The sequence below is a fragment of the Streptomyces sp. NPDC001678 genome, from assembly GCF_042892945.1.
Classification (GTDB): Bacteria; Actinomycetota; Actinomycetes; order Streptomycetales; family Streptomycetaceae; genus Streptomyces.
The window spans coordinates 415,158-428,767 of sequence record NZ_JBIAUP010000001.1 but is presented as its reverse complement, the minus strand read 5'-3'; the positions used below and the strand labels follow the sequence as shown (position 1 = coordinate 428,767).

Sequence of the window (13,610 nt, the reverse complement as noted above, 5' to 3'; positions counted from 1 at the left end):
TGCGCTGCCGCCGACGAGGCGGGCAGCGGAACGCGCCCCTATACGCGCAGCACCGACAACCGGGCGAGGGCCTTGTGCCGTGGTGGGGGCGGGATCGGCCACAGGGCGCGCGAGAACCACGCGCGGGCGGCCACCGGGCCCGTACCGGACCGGTCGCGGAAGAAGGCGGCGAGGGAGAGCAGGAAGGCCGCGGCCCAGCCCGCGCCGAGCACGGCGAGGCAGACGGACAGCGGGTCCATGCCGCCGTGACCGCCGCCGTGGGCGGTGGAGGCGGTGGGCCCGGAGAAGTGGTCGTCCGGCGCGATTGTCGACGTCGGCGCGACCGTCGGCGTCGGCGCGGACGCGTGCGCACCCGGCATCGCATGCGCGACGGTCTGCGCGTGGTCACGTGGGTGCCCGAGTGTGTGCATCGTCACGATGCCGAGCAGCAACGCGGCGAACAGCAGCAGCCGGCCGCACCACGCGGCGACCCTCCGCCGTCCGTGCATCGCCCGCCTCCACAAGCCCGTTGACCTCCGGGCACCCTACCCCCACGGGGTATCGGCCCTCCAGGCGGGCGGAGGGGCGGGCGACAGGGCCGGATGTGCGAACGGCGGCGCGAAGCCCCGATTATGGGACGAAAACCCTTGACGCACGCCCTGAAGGACGCTCTCCCCAACAATGACCATCACGGAACAGGTCCGGGACGAACGTCCCCCCACGGCTGCCCCCGCCACCGGAGCCGATGCCGCCGGAGCCACCGCCACCCGTACGCAGTTCATCTCGTGGGCGACCCTCGCGATGATGACCACGGCCTCCGTGGCCAACCTCCGCCCGGCCCCCTCCATGGCCCTCTACGGCCTCGCCGCCGTCTTCCTCTACCTCCTCCCCGCCGTCGTCTTCCTGCTGCCGACCGCCCTGGTCTCGGCCGAGCTGGCCTCCGGCTGGACGGGCGGCATCTACCGGTGGGTGAGCGAGGGCCTGGGCAAGCGGCTCGGATTCCTCGCCGTCTGGTGCCAGTTCGCGATGACCATCGCGTACTACCCCAGCCTGCTGGCCTATGTGGCGAGCACCTTCGCCTACGTCATCGACCCGTCCCTCGCGAACAACGGCCTCTACGTCGCGCTCGTCATCGTCGTCGTGTACTGGGCCGGGGTGCTGATCTCCGCGCGCGGTACGAAGGCCGTGGCCGGGCTCTCCAGCGTCGGCCTGGTCGTCGGCACCCTGATCCCGGGCGTCGTGCTCGTCGTCCTGGGCATGGTCTTCCTCGCCCAGGGCAATCCGTCGGCCGCGCCCATGGACGGCGGCCACGTCCTCCCGCCGTGGACCGGGCTCGCCAGCCTCGTGCTGATCGTGGGCAACTTCCTGTCGTACGCGGGCATGGAGATGAACGCCGTGCACGTCTCCTCGCTGCGCGAGCCCGGCAAGGAGTACCCGCGCTCGGTCTTCGCCGCCACCGGACTCGTTCTGCTGATCTTCATCCTGCCCGCGCTGGCCATCAGCTGGGTGATGCCGGGCAAGGACCTCAGCCTGACGGCCGGTGTGATGCAGGCATTCCAGGGCTTCTTCGACCACTTCCACGTGGGCTGGCTGACCAAGGTCGTCGGCGTCCTGCTCGTCGCCGCGGCGCTCGGCGGGATGCTCACCTGGCTGGCCGGACCGTCCCGGGGCCTGCTGATGGTCGCCCGCCAGGAGGGCTATCTGCCGCCCGCCCTCCAGAAGCTCAACAAGAACGGCGTCCCGCGCAACATCATGGTCGCCCAGGGCGCCCTGACCACGCTGATCGCCCTGCTCTACGCCTTCATCCCCGATGTCTCCAGCGCCTACTGGATCTTCTCGGTGGTCACGACGCAGATCTACCTCGTCGTCTACCTGCTGATGTTCGCCGCCGCCCTCCGGCTGCGCCGCACCCGTCCCGACCAGCCGCGCGGCTTCAAGGTCCCGGCCCTGGGCCTCGTCGCCGGCGTCGGCTTCGCCGCCTCCGTGGGGGCCATGTTCATCGGCTTCGTACCGCCGGAGCAGTTCGGCGGCCAGCCGCTGTGGCGCTATCTGCTCATCGTCGGCGGCGGGCTGCTCACGCTCGGCTTCCTCGTGCCGCTGGCCTTCCTCGCCCTGCGCAAGCCGCACTGGGTGACGGCCGGGCATCAGGAGACCACCCCCGTCGAGTAGCTTGTCCGTGCTCTCCGAAGCCGGCCAACGACGACGTCGGCCGGCGGGGACGGACCGAGGGGGACTCGATGAGCGCTACGGGCGGCGGTACGCACGGCACGGAACGGCCACCGGGACAGCCGCCGGGGCGGCCACCGGGCCGGATGCTGCGGGTCGGCGGTGTGCCCCTGCACGTGCTGCGCGAGGGCTCGGGGCCCGTGTGCGTCCTCAGCGCCGGCCTCGGCATGGGCTGGTTCGACTGGGAGCCGGTCGTCCCCCTGCTCACCCCGCACCGCACGGTCGTCCGCTTCGACCGACCCGGGCTGGGCTTCAGCGCCGCGCCGCTGGAACCCCCGACCGCCGCCGCCGAGGCCGCCCGGATGACGGGAGTCCTCGACGCGCTCGGCCTGCCGGGCCCGGCCACGGTCGTCGGCCACTCCCTGGCCGGCTTCCACGCCGAGGCCTACGCCCGGATGTACCCGGAGCGCACGACCGGGCTCGTCCTCGTCGACGCCAGCGTCGTACCGGACGCCCGGCCCGTGCCCGGCCGTGAACTGCGCACCGCCGCCGCCCGGGTACGCGGCCGGGCCCTCGCCGCCACCGGGCTGCCGCGCGCCCTCGGACCGGCCCTGCGCCGCCTCGCCGTCCGCGCCGCCTCCGTCACCCGCCACGACCCCGCGGACGAGGACCTGGTGCGCCGGACATACGGCACCGCGCGCGTGGCGCGCGCCATCGTCATGGAGAACGCCCGCTACCGCGACGTCGCCGCCGAACTCGAGGACCTGCGCGCCCACCACGGCCTGCCGCCCGTCCCCGTCACCGTCCTCGCCGCCTCCCCGGGCACCGGCTCCGCCGAGGAACGCCGCTGGCTGGAGCGTCAGCGCGCCCTCGCCGACCGCCTCGACGGCCGCTTCGAGGCCGTCGCCCCGGCCGGCCACCTGCTGATGTACGACCGCCCGCAGGCCATCGCGGCGGCCGTGCTGGCGACCCCGTTCATACGGGCCTGATTCATACGGGCCCGACCACGCCCGACCACCCGGTCGGCGGCGGCCGGCGGGTGCGGGGCGGGCGGGTGCGCGAGGGTGGGCGGCGGAACGCACCGCCGCGGTGAAGGAGCACCCACGTGATCCCGGAACACCACGAGACCCCCTTCACCGGCGCGCTGGACCGGGGCGCCCGGTACGTCGTCCGGTGGCGGAACGATCCCCGCTACGTCCTCTGCGGGCACGCCACCGAGGGCTTCGTCGACGTCCGCGACCGCGCCACCGTCTCCGCGCGGCACTGCGCCTGGCACATCGACGCGGACACCGGGATCGTCACCCTCGCCGCCGACGCCGAGGAGTACGTCCCCCGGGTCCTCACCCTCCTCCTCGGCCCCTCCGGCCACGGCCCGGCCCTCCGCCGCCTCGCCACCCCCGCCGGCCGCGACCAACGCTGGAACTGGACCGGCCGCGCCCTCCTCAGCCACAAACACTCCACCGCCGACAAACTCGCCGTCCACGTGGGCCACCGGGTGGGCGAGGGCGCGTACGGCCTCCGAATGGTGCTACCGGGCGGCGACGGCCCGGAACACGAGTGGGAACTGGCGCGGGCGGGCGGCGTCTGACGGGCCGCACGGGGGCCGGCTCAGCGCACCCAGTCCTTGAGGGGCTCGGTGTCCAGCTCGATACCGACCGGGTCGGGGAGGGCCAGCGGCTTGCCGAAGGGGACGATTCGAACCTGCTCGTAGCGGACACCGTCGGGGTCGCTGTACACGACGACCTCGCAGGTGTCCCGGTCGATCAGGAGATACACCGGGATCCCGGCCTCGGCGTAGGCACGGGGCTTCTCGGAGCGGTCGCGCCGGTCGGTGTCCGAGTCGTAGGAGGTGACCTCCACGACCATGAGCACGCCCTCGACCGAGGCCCACTCCCCCTGACCGACGAAGGCGTCGCTGGGCGCGAGAGTGCCGTCCGGGCGGGCATTCCCCTTGCGGTAGGCGGGGAGCTTCAGCCCCTGCTCGTGCAGGAACAGCTCCGGACGGGCCTGGATGCAGATACGCAACAGCCACTGGATGATGCGGCCGTGGTCGCCGTCCGGCACGGGCTTGACCCCCAGCTTCCCGTTGATGAACTCCAGGCGCACGCCCTCCACGGTGCGGGCGGCCAGGCGCGCGAACTCCTCGAACTCCTCGGGCAGCATCTGCGGCCGGTCGGAAATCGCGGTCATCAGGCGTCCTCCCTCGCTCCGTCTCGGACGATAGCGGACTACGTACCGGTATGCGATCAGCAGCACTTTTCATATGGGCATAAGTACGATGCACTCGGGAAGCCGAAGGGGAAGCGGCGTCGTCCGGAAACCCACAGGTAACCCGGGGACGTGATACTCAAGGTCCAGCCCGTGCCCGCACCCGGTGAACGAGCCGTCTGACCTGCAAGGATAGGTAGCTATGGATAAGCAGCAGGAGTTCGTGCTCCGCACGCTCGAAGAGCGCGACATCCGGTTCGTCCGGCTGTGGTTCACCGACGTCCTCGGCTACCTGAAGTCCGTGGCCGTGGCCCCCGCCGAGCTGGAGCAGGCCTTCGACGAGGGCATCGGCTTCGACGGCTCGGCGATCGAGGGCTTCGCGCGGGTATACGAATCGGACATGATCGCCAAGCCGGATCCGGGCACCTTCCAGATCCTGCCGTGGCGCGCCGAGGCACCCGGCACCGCCCGGATGTTCTGCGACATCCTGATGCCGGACGGGTCCCCGTCGTACGCCGACCCGCGCTACGTCCTCAAGCGCATCCTGGCCAAGACCTCCGACCTCGGGTTCACCTTCTACACCCACCCCGAGATCGAGTTCTTCCTGCTCAAGGACAAGCCCGTCGACGGCACCCGCCCCCAGCCCGCCGACTCCTCCGGCTACTTCGACCACACGCCCACCGGCGTCGGCATGGACTTCCGCCGCCAGGCCATCACCATGCTCGAATCCATGGGCATCTCGGTCGAGTTCAGCCACCACGAGGGCGCCCCCGGCCAGCAGGAGATCGACCTGCGCTACGCCGACGCGCTCTCCACCGCCGACAACATCATGACCTTCCGCATCGTGATGAAGCAGGTGGCGCTGGAGCAGGGCGTCCACGCCACGTTCATGCCCAAGCCCTTCTCGGAGTTCCCGGGCTCCGGCATGCACACCCACCTCTCCCTCTTCGAGGGCGACCGCAACGCCTTCCACGAGTCCGGTGCCGAGTACCAGCTGTCCAAGGTCGGCAAGTCCTTCATCGCCGGACTGCTGAAGCACGCGGGCGAGATCTCCGCCGTCACCAACCAGTGGGTCAACTCCTACAAGCGCATCTGGGGCGGCTCCCAGCGCACCGCCGGCGCCGGCGGCGAGGCCCCCTCGTACATCTGCTGGGGCCACAACAACCGCTCCGCGCTCATCCGCGTGCCCATGTACAAGCCCGGCAAGACCGGCTCCACCCGGGTCGAGGTCCGCTCCATCGACTCCGGCGCCAACCCCTACCTGACCTACGCCGTCCTCCTCGCGGCGGGTCTCAAGGGCATCGAGGAGGGGTACGAACTCCCCGCGGGCGCCGACGACGACGTGTGGGCGCTGTCCGACGCCGAGCGCCGGGCCATGGGGATCGAGCCGCTGCCGCAGAACCTCGGTGAGGCCATCGAGCTGATGGAACGCAGCGAACTGGTCGCCGAGACCCTCGGCGAGCACGTCTTCGACTTCTTCCTGCGCAACAAGAAGCAGGAATGGGAGGAGTACCGGTCGGAAGTGACCGCGTTCGAGCTGCGCAAGATGCTGCCGGTGCTCTGACCCCGGCCACCCCGCACCACAGGCGAGAGGACCGGCGATGACCGTGCCCGACGGGCGCCGCAGCAGTACCTACAGCCGGCTGCTGCGCTGCGGGTTCACCGCCGTGCCCGAGGCCGAGCGGCTCCTGGGGACCCCCGCGCTGGGGTCCCTGGGCGCCGGCCCGGTGCTGCTCGACGCCCTCGGCGCCACGGCCGACCCCGATCTCGCGCTGCGCGGGCTCGTCCGGCTCGCCGAGTCCCTCGCCGCCCGCGACGACGCCGACCGGCAGGCCCTGCTCGACACCCTCGCCGCCGCCAAGCCGCTGCGCGACCGGCTGCTGGGCGTCCTCGGCACGTCCGAGGCCCTCGGCGACCACCTCGCCCGGCACCCCGGCGACTGGCACGCCCTCGACAGCTTCGAGGCGGCCGACCTCCACCCCGCCGTTCCCGAATTCGAATGGGCCCTCGCCGACGGGTCCCGCCGGGGCCGGGAGGCCGGGCTGCCCCCCGCCGACGCCCTGCGCGCCGCCTACCGGCGCGCCCTCCTCGGCATAGCGGCCCGCGACGTCAGCGGCAGCACCGACGTCGCCGAGGCCGCCGCCGAACTCGCCGACCTGGCCACCGCCACCCTCCGCGCCGCCCTCGCCATCGCCACCGAGGAACAGCCGGCCGACGCCGCCGCCTGCCGGCTCGCCGTCATCGGCATGGGCAAATGCGGCGGCCGCGAGCTCAACTACGTCTCCGACGTCGACGTCATCTTCGTCGCCGAGGCCCGCGACGGCACCGCCGAGGCCACCGCCCTGCGCTCCGCCACCCGCCTCGCCTCCCGCATGATGCGGATCTGCTCCGACGTCACCCCCGAGGGCACCATCTGGACCGTCGACGCCAACCTCCGCCCCGAAGGCCGCAACGGCCCCCTGGTGCGCACCCTCTCCAGCCATCTCGCCTACTACCAGCGCTGGGCCAAGACCTGGGAGTTCCAGGCCCTCCTCAAGGCCCGCCCCGTCGCCGGCGACCTCGCCCTCGGCCAGGACTACGTCGACACCCTCTCCCCCCTCGTCTGGCAGGCCGCCGAGCGCGACAACTTCGTCACCGACGTCCAGGAGATGCGCCGCCGCGTCGTCGACTCCATCCCCGCCGCCCAGGTCGACCGCGAGATCAAACTCGGCCCCGGCGGACTGAGAGACGTCGAATTCGCCGTCCAGCTCCTCCAGTTGGTCCACGGACGCAGCGACGCCACCCTGCGCTCCGGATCCACCCTCGACGCGCTCGACGCCCTCGCCGCCGGCGGCTACGTGGGCCGCGCCGACGCCAAGTCCCTCGGCGAGGCCTACCGCTTCCTGCGCACCATGGAGCACCGCATCCAGCTCCACCGGCTGCGCCGCACCCACCTCGTGCCCGACCGCGAGGCGGACCTCCGCCGCCTGGGCCGCTCCCTGGCCCGTACCTACGAATGGGCCCCCGGCAAGGAACCGGTCGCCGAATTCGGCCGGCAGTGGAAGCTCCACGCCCGCGAGGTGCGCCGGCTGCACGAGAAACTCTTCTACCGGCCGCTGCTCGAAGCCGTCGCCCAGCTGGAACCCGGCGAGATCCGGCTCAGCCCCAAGGCCGCCGGCCAGCGCCTGGCCGCCCTCGGCTACGCCGACCCCGCCGCCGCCCTCCGTCATCTGGAGGCCCTCGCCTCCGGCGTCACCCGCAAGGCCGCCATCCAACGCACGCTGCTGCCCGTGCTGCTGGGCTGGTTCGCCGACTCCGCCGACCCCGACGCCGGCCTGCTCAACTTCCACAAGGTCTCCGACGCCCTCGGCAGAACCCCCTGGTACCTGCGGCTGCTGCGCGACGAGGGCGCCGCCGCCGAGAACCTCGCCCGGGTGCTCTCCGCCGGCCGGCTCGCCCCCGACCTGCTGCTGCGCGCCCCCGAGGCCGTCGCCCTCCTCGGCGACTCCGGCGGGCTGCGCCCGCGCGGCCGCGAGGCCCTGGAGCAGGAGGTCCTCGCCGCCGTGGGCCGCGCCGAGGACCCCGAGGCGGCCATCGTCGCCGTGCGCGGCGTACGCCGCCGCGAACTGTTCCGCACCGCGGCCGCCGACATCATCGGCGCCTACGGGCACGCCGGCCCCGCCCCCCGCGCCCACGCCTCCGGCGAGCACGGCACCGGCTCGCGCGGCGCCGCCGAGACCGCCGGGAACGACCACGCCGCCCGCGCCGGCATCGTCGGCGACGCCGTCTCCGACGTCAACGCCGCCGCCGTCGCCGGCGCCCTGCGCGCGGCCGTCCGGGGCGAGTGGGGCGACACCCTGCCCACTCGGTTCGCGGTCATCGGCATGGGCCGCTTCGGCGGCCACGAGCAGGGCTACGGCTCCGACGCGGACGTCCTGTTCGTCCACGAGCCGCGCGAGGGCGTCTCCGACGAGGACGCCGCCAAGGCCGCCTTCGCCGTCGCCGGGGAGATGCGTCGGCTGCTCCAGCTTCCCACCACCGACCCGCCGCTGCTCGTCGACGCCGGCCTGCGGCCCGAGGGCAAGTCCGGGCCGATCGTCCGCAGCCTCGCCTCCTACGCCGCCTACTACCGGCGCTGGTCGCTGGTGTGGGAGAGCCAGGCCCTGCTGCGCGCCGAGCCCGTCGCGGGCGACCCCGACCTGGGCCGACGGTTCATCGAGCTGATCGACCCGCTGCGCTACCCCGCCGAGGGCCTCGGCGAGGACGCCGTCCGCGAGATCCGCCGGCTCAAGGCCCGGATGGAGTCCGAACGGCTGCCGCGCGGCGCCGACCCCACCACCCACACCAAGCTGGGGCGGGGTGGGTTGTCGGACGTGGAGTGGACGGTGCAGCTGCTCCAGATGCGGCATGGCTGGGCCGAGCCCGGCCTGCGCACCACCCGCACCCGCGCCGCCCTCGCCGCGGCCCACGCGGCCGGGCTGCTCACCGCCGAGGAGGCCCGCATCCTCGACGAGGCGTGGGTGCTGGCCACCAGCGTGCGCAACGCGGTGATGCTGGTACGGGGGCGGTCCGGCGACACGTTTCCGGGCGAGGCGCGGGAGTTGGCCGCGGTGGGGCGGTACCTGGGGTATCCGCCGGGGCACGGCGGGGAGATGCTCGACGACTACCGTCGTACGACGCGGCGGGCGCGGGCGGTGGTCGAGGACCTCTTCTACGGGAGCCCGGGCCCCCGCTGAGCGTTCCTAGTGCCAGGGATCGAGGGCAAGCTTGCCCTGGGTCCGGCCCGCTTCGAGTTGCCGGAGCACCCTCGGCCCCTCGGCCAGGGGATACACGTGGGGGGTGCCGGGCGGGTACACGCCGTGGGCGATGAGGGCCTCGATCTCGACGAGCAACGACTGGTAGAGGGACGGGGCCGCGACCGCCAGTGCACCGATGTGCAGACCCTTGATCTGGACCTGGTGGGTGAAGACCAGGTCGTGGGTGGTCAAAGTGGCGTCGCCGGAGGCGGCGCCGAACACGACGACGCGTCCGGTGAAGGGTTTGGTGACGGACAGGCTGGTCTTGAACGTGGCCTGTCCCACTGATTCCAGGACCAGGTCGACACCGCCGGTCAGGCGGGTGATCTCCTCGGCCAGGTCAGGGCGTCGGCTGTCCAGTACCTCGTCGGCGCCGAGGGCTTCGACGGTGTGGTGCTTCTCCGGTGAGGCCGTGGCGATCACGCGTGCGCCGTAGTGGCGGGCGAGACGGACGGCGGCCTGCCCGACGCCTCCGGCCGCGGCATGTACGAGGACCACCTCACCTGCCTTGATCTCGCCCAGCGGCTTCAGTGCCGCCAAGGCGGTGGCCCAGTTCAGCACCAGGCCGAGGGCTTCGGCGTCGTTCCAGCCGGACGGCACGGGAAGCACGCCTGCGGCCGGCATCGTCATGTACTGCGCGAAGGCGCCCGGTCCGGCTCCGACGACGTGGGTGCCGAGCCGCAGCGGGCGCTCGACGTCCGGGCCGACACCCACGATCTCGCCGGCGGCCTCGAAGCCCGCCACATAGGGTGCCTGAGGGCCTCCTCCGTAGGTGCCATGGGTCTGCATGACGTCTGCGAAGTTGACCCCGGCGGCGCCGACGCGGATCAGGTACTCGCCCGGCCCCGGGACAGGGCGGCGGTGATCGGTCGTGAGGGTCAGATCCTCCGGCCCCCGGTGCGACCGCTGGACCAGTGCTCGTACGGTCTGCTCGGCGGTGTTCCGCCGCTTGTCGATCTCCATGCACCGAACGTAGGAATCTGACACTTGCGTCAAGGTCAAGCGGCCCGTCAGAGATCTGTGCGGTGGGCCTCTCGCAGGTAGACGTCGAGTGCCGTCTGCTGGTCGCTGAGAACGGCGATGCGAGCGGCGAGCCGATCGCGATGGCTCCGCACCTCGTGCAGGAACTCCGCGCACACCACGTCGGTGCCGGCACCGGATCCGTCGGTGAGGCCGGGCAGGATTTCCCTGATCAACCGCACGGGCAGCCCGGACTCCAGCAACGAGCGGATGACGAGCACCCGGTCGATGGTGGACTGGCAGTAGTCACGGAATCCATTGCTGAAACGGCCAGGGACGATCAAGCCCTCGTCCTCGTAGTGCCGCAACGAGCGCGCACTCACACCGCTGACTCTGGAAGCCTCGCCGATCTTCATACCTACGGCCAACGTCCAGGAGCACCGCGATCTTCCAGCACCCGCTGCGACGAGAACGGCTACGGGGCCCGCCTGTTGTCACAGCATCAGCCACAGCCACGCGCGCCCGCGTACAGCGCCAGCGCCGTGTTCGGCGCGACCGTCGCCGTAAACGTGCCGTCCGCCCCGACGCGCACCGCGCGCCCGCTCTGCACGTCGCAGTAGTCCCCACCCGGCAGCCCCGTCTGAAAAGTCCGACTCAGCGCGAACCCCTCGTGGTTGACCACCACGTACCCCTTGTCGCCCCGCCCGAAGGCGATCGCCTGGTAGCCGTTGTCCCACCACCCCGTCACCGGCGTCCCCCGCACCGCGTTGCGGAACCCCACCATGCTCCGGATCTCCGGCCACGCGTGCTGGCACTTCCAGCCGTCCTGCCAGCACGCCCCCACCGCGCCGCCCCGCGGCGGGCCCGCGTCGCGGTCGGTGAACTCGTAGCCGGAGTGGATGTCGGGCGAGCCGTACGGCCAGGCGAGCATAAAGACATTCGCCAGCGTGTAGTTCGCACCGTCCTTGTACGTGAGGGTGTCGCCGTTGCGCTCGGTGTCGTGGTTGTCGACGAAGACCGACGCCTGGCCGCTCGGCAGATAGGCCCAGCCCTCGCCGTAGTTCTTCAGGTAGGCCAGCCGTTCGCGCTGGAATACGCGCTTGAGGTCGCGGGCGTAGCGGAATTCCTGGACGTCTCCGGTGCGGACGTATTCCTCGGGCTGGACGGCCTCGCCCGCGCCGAAGATGGTCTCCTGCTTCCAGTAGACGCCGGGGCGGGTGAGCTTCGCCTTGATCGCGGCGAGGTCGTCGGCGGCGATGTGCTTGGCGGCGTCGATGCGGAAGCCGTCGGCGCCCAGCGACAGCAGGTCGTCGAGGTAGCCGGCGATGGCGGTGCGGACGTGGTCGTTGCCGGTGTCGAGGTCGGCGAGGCCGACGAGTTCGCAGTTCTGGACGTCGGTGCGGCTGGTGTAGTCGCTGATGGGCTTGCGGCAGGTGTGGAAGTCGGTGTCGCCGTAGAGGCCGGGGTAGCCGTACTTCGTATACGAGGTGCCGCCCGTGCCCACGCCCGTGCCGGCCGCCATGTGGTTGACGACGGCGTCGACGACGACCTTCACGCCCGCCGCGTGGCAGGAGCGTGTCATCTCCGTGAAGGCGGCGCGGTCGCCGAGCCGGCCGGCGATCCGGTAGCCGACGGGCTGGTAGGACGTCCACCACTGGGGTCCCTGGATGTGCTCCTGGGGCGGGGAGACCTGGACGTAGCCGTAGCCGGCGGGCCCGAGGGTGTTCGCGCACTCGCGGGCCACGGACTTGTAGTCCCATTCGAAGAGGACGGCCGTGACGTCCTTCTCGCCGGGGGCGCTCGCCGCCGCCTGTGGGGCGCAGACGGCCGTTCCCGCGATCAGCGCGGCCGCGACGGTCAGGATTCTTCGGGCGATTCCGGGCATGCGAGTGGGGGGCACGGCGTCTCCTGGCGTGGGGGGTGGGTGGCGGTGAGGTGGACGACCCCGCGCGGCAAACCGCCTTGCCCGTAAGGCCCATGAAGTTCCATGAAGGTTCTTGCAGCAAAGTTGCCCGCACGAGTGCAATCGCTTGCCGGTCGAGACCGTACGAGCCCCAACCGCACCGGTCAACCCTCCGGACACGGGATGGTTACAACCGCGAAATCTTGCGATTGCCTCCTTGCAAGGTCTTTCGCAAGAGATTGCAGCCTGTTAGCTTCCTCCTCAGCTCGGGCCGCCCTCCCCTCAGGCGGCCTCCTGGAAGAGGAGCATCCATATGCGAAGAGGCATATCGGTCGCCGCCGTTGTCGGTGCGCTGGCCCTGACCATGACCGCGTGCGGCGGTGGTGGTGGCGACAACGGCGGCGACGGCTCCAAGGCGGCGAACGACCCGGGCGCCGTGAGCGGCACCATCACCTGGTGGGACACCTCCGACGCCACCAATGAGGCGCCGGCCTTCAAGAAGCTGGCCAAGGACTTCGAGGCGAAGTACCCGAAGATCAAGGTCGATTACGTCAACGTCCCCTTCGACCAGGCGCAGCAGAAGTTCAAGACCGCGGCCGCCACCGGCAAGGGCGCCCCGGACGTGCTCCGCTCCGATGTGGGCTGGACCCCGGGCTTCGCCCAGCTCGGCTACCTCAAGGACCTCACCGGCACCCCCGCTCTCGACAACACCGGCGACTTCCTCGAAGGCCCGCTGAAGAACGCCGCGTACCAGGGCAAGACCTACGGCGTCCCCCAGGTCACCGACACCCTCGGGCTCCTCTACAACAAGGAGCTCTTCCAGAAGGCCGGCGTCGACAAGGCCCCGGCGAACTGGCAGGAGGTGAAGGAGGCGGCCGCGAAGATCAAGGAGAAGACGGGCGCCGAGGGCATCGGTCTGAGCCCCGACAGCTACTACTCGCTGCCCTTCCTCTACGGCGAGAAGAGCGACATGGTCGACGCCGCCAAGAAGAAGATCACCATCGCGAACGCCGCTTCCCTCAAGGGCATCGAGACCGCCGTCGACCTGGTGAAGTCCGGCGCCGCGCCCAAGCCCGCCGGCACCGACGGCTACAACGTCCTCAAGACGGACTTCAAGAACGGCAAGCTGGCGATGCTGGTCGACGGTCCCTGGGCGACCAAGGAGATCTTCGGCGGCGACGCCTACAAGTCCCGGGACAACCTGGGCATCGCCCCCGTCCCGGCCGGTTCCACCGGTACGGCGGGCGCCCCGGTCGGCGGCCACAACCTCGTCGTCTACGCCGGGTCCAAGAACTTCGACGCCTCCTACCTCTTCACCCGGTTCATGACCGAGGCCGCCCAGGAGGAGAGCGTCTCCACCGCCATCGGTGTGCTCCCGACCCGTAAGTCGGCCTACACCCAGGCCGTGCTGGCCGACCCGGTGCGCAAGTCCTACTACGAGGCGCTGGGCAAGGCCCACCCGCGGCCCCCGATCCCGCAGGGCGGCGACCTCTTCACCGAGTGGCTCCAGCACTACACCAAGATCCTGACGCTCAAGGAGGAGCCCAAGGCGGGCCTGACGGCCACGGCCAAGGCCTGGCAGTCCGCGCTCCTCAAGGACTACGGGGTCGAGGAGTAGG

The 13,610-nt window shown here is 71.6% G+C and carries 11 protein-coding genes; 6 read left to right on the top strand and 5 right to left on the bottom strand.

Annotation, left to right across the window (positions count from 1 at the left end):
* Positions 1-38: 38 nt before the first annotated feature.
* Positions 39-488, bottom strand: a complete 450-nt coding sequence (locus ACFYZR_RS01925; RefSeq protein ID WP_391903528.1) for a hypothetical protein — start codon at positions 486-488, stop codon at positions 39-41.
* A 172-nt stretch (positions 489-660) separates the two neighbouring features.
* On the opposite strand from ACFYZR_RS01925, the gene ACFYZR_RS01920 reads away from it, so the two are divergent.
* The 3 genes from ACFYZR_RS01920 to ACFYZR_RS01910 all read left to right on the top strand — a co-directional run bounded on the left by ACFYZR_RS01920 (position 661) and on the right by ACFYZR_RS01910 (position 3,733).
* Positions 661-2,148 (top strand): APC family permease, encoded by a 1,488-nt coding sequence (locus ACFYZR_RS01920; protein WP_391903525.1) that lies wholly within the window; start codon positions 661-663, stop codon positions 2,146-2,148.
* 143 nt (positions 2,149-2,291) lie between these two features.
* Positions 2,292-3,134 carry an alpha/beta fold hydrolase gene (locus tag ACFYZR_RS01915; RefSeq protein WP_391904339.1) on the top strand — a complete coding sequence of 281 codons (843 nt, stop codon included), beginning with the start codon at positions 2,292-2,294 and terminating at the stop codon, positions 3,132-3,134.
* A 116-nt stretch (positions 3,135-3,250) separates the two neighbouring features.
* Positions 3,251-3,733 (top strand): hypothetical protein, encoded by a 483-nt coding sequence (locus ACFYZR_RS01910; RefSeq protein WP_391903522.1) that lies wholly within the window; start codon positions 3,251-3,253, stop codon positions 3,731-3,733.
* 20 nt (positions 3,734-3,753) lie between these two features.
* Here ACFYZR_RS01910 and ACFYZR_RS01905 read toward each other — a convergent pair whose 3' ends face one another.
* Complete coding sequence (locus ACFYZR_RS01905; RefSeq protein WP_391903519.1) at positions 3,754-4,335, bottom strand: Uma2 family endonuclease; 582 nt, start codon at positions 4,333-4,335, stop codon at positions 3,754-3,756.
* A 220-nt stretch (positions 4,336-4,555) separates the two neighbouring features.
* Between ACFYZR_RS01905 and glnA the strand changes: the two genes are divergently transcribed.
* Entirely contained in the window at positions 4,556-5,917 is a 1,362-nt protein-coding gene (gene glnA, locus ACFYZR_RS01900; RefSeq protein ID WP_391903516.1) for a type I glutamate--ammonia ligase, read from the top strand.
* Positions 5,918-5,954: 37 nt separating this feature from the next.
* Positions 5,955-9,068: a bifunctional [glutamine synthetase] adenylyltransferase/[glutamine synthetase]-adenylyl-L-tyrosine phosphorylase gene (locus ACFYZR_RS01895; protein ID WP_391903514.1), complete on the top strand. Its 3,114-nt coding sequence runs from the start codon at positions 5,955-5,957 to the stop codon at positions 9,066-9,068.
* Between the two features lie 6 nt (positions 9,069-9,074).
* Here ACFYZR_RS01895 and ACFYZR_RS01890 read toward each other — a convergent pair whose 3' ends face one another.
* The 3 genes from ACFYZR_RS01890 to ACFYZR_RS01880 all read right to left on the bottom strand — a co-directional run bounded on the left by ACFYZR_RS01890 (position 9,075) and on the right by ACFYZR_RS01880 (position 11,964).
* On the bottom strand, positions 9,075-10,091 hold the full coding sequence (locus ACFYZR_RS01890; RefSeq protein WP_391903511.1) for an NADPH:quinone oxidoreductase family protein: 1,017 nt from the start codon (positions 10,089-10,091) through the stop codon (positions 9,075-9,077).
* 47 nt (positions 10,092-10,138) lie between these two features.
* Complete coding sequence (locus ACFYZR_RS01885) at positions 10,139-10,504, bottom strand: MerR family transcriptional regulator (protein ID WP_391903508.1); 366 nt, start codon at positions 10,502-10,504, stop codon at positions 10,139-10,141.
* 86 nt (positions 10,505-10,590) lie between these two features.
* Positions 10,591-11,964 carry an alpha-amylase family protein gene (locus ACFYZR_RS01880; RefSeq protein ID WP_391904336.1) on the bottom strand — a complete coding sequence of 458 codons (1,374 nt, stop codon included), beginning with the start codon at positions 11,962-11,964 and terminating at the stop codon, positions 10,591-10,593.
* Between the two features lie 340 nt (positions 11,965-12,304).
* Between ACFYZR_RS01880 and ACFYZR_RS01875 the strand changes: the two genes are divergently transcribed.
* The gene (locus ACFYZR_RS01875; RefSeq protein ID WP_391903506.1) at positions 12,305-13,609 is read left to right on the top strand and encodes an extracellular solute-binding protein; all 1,305 of its coding nucleotides are present in this window, start codon (positions 12,305-12,307) and stop codon (positions 13,607-13,609) included.
* The last annotated feature ends 1 nt before the right edge of the window (position 13,610 follow it).

Excerpts from the sequence above, each read along its gene's own strand:
- ACFYZR_RS01925 (WP_391903528.1), bottom strand. The coding sequence starts at position 488 with ATGCACGGACGGCGGAGGGTCGCCGCGTGGTGCGGCCGGCTGCTGCTG.
- ACFYZR_RS01920 (WP_391903525.1), top strand. The coding sequence starts at position 661 with ATGACCATCACGGAACAGGTCCGGGACGAACGTCCCCCCACGGCTGCC.
- ACFYZR_RS01915 (WP_391904339.1), top strand. The coding sequence starts at position 2,292 with ATGCTGCGGGTCGGCGGTGTGCCCCTGCACGTGCTGCGCGAGGGCTCG.
- ACFYZR_RS01905 (WP_391903519.1), bottom strand. The coding sequence starts at position 4,335 with ATGACCGCGATTTCCGACCGGCCGCAGATGCTGCCCGAGGAGTTCGAG.
- glnA (WP_391903516.1), top strand. The coding sequence starts at position 4,556 with ATGGATAAGCAGCAGGAGTTCGTGCTCCGCACGCTCGAAGAGCGCGAC.
- ACFYZR_RS01895 (WP_391903514.1), top strand. The coding sequence starts at position 5,955 with ATGACCGTGCCCGACGGGCGCCGCAGCAGTACCTACAGCCGGCTGCTG.
- ACFYZR_RS01890 (WP_391903511.1), bottom strand. The coding sequence starts at position 10,091 with ATGGAGATCGACAAGCGGCGGAACACCGCCGAGCAGACCGTACGAGCA.
- ACFYZR_RS01885 (WP_391903508.1), bottom strand. The coding sequence starts at position 10,504 with ATGAAGATCGGCGAGGCTTCCAGAGTCAGCGGTGTGAGTGCGCGCTCG.
- ACFYZR_RS01875 (WP_391903506.1), top strand. The coding sequence starts at position 12,305 with ATGCGAAGAGGCATATCGGTCGCCGCCGTTGTCGGTGCGCTGGCCCTG.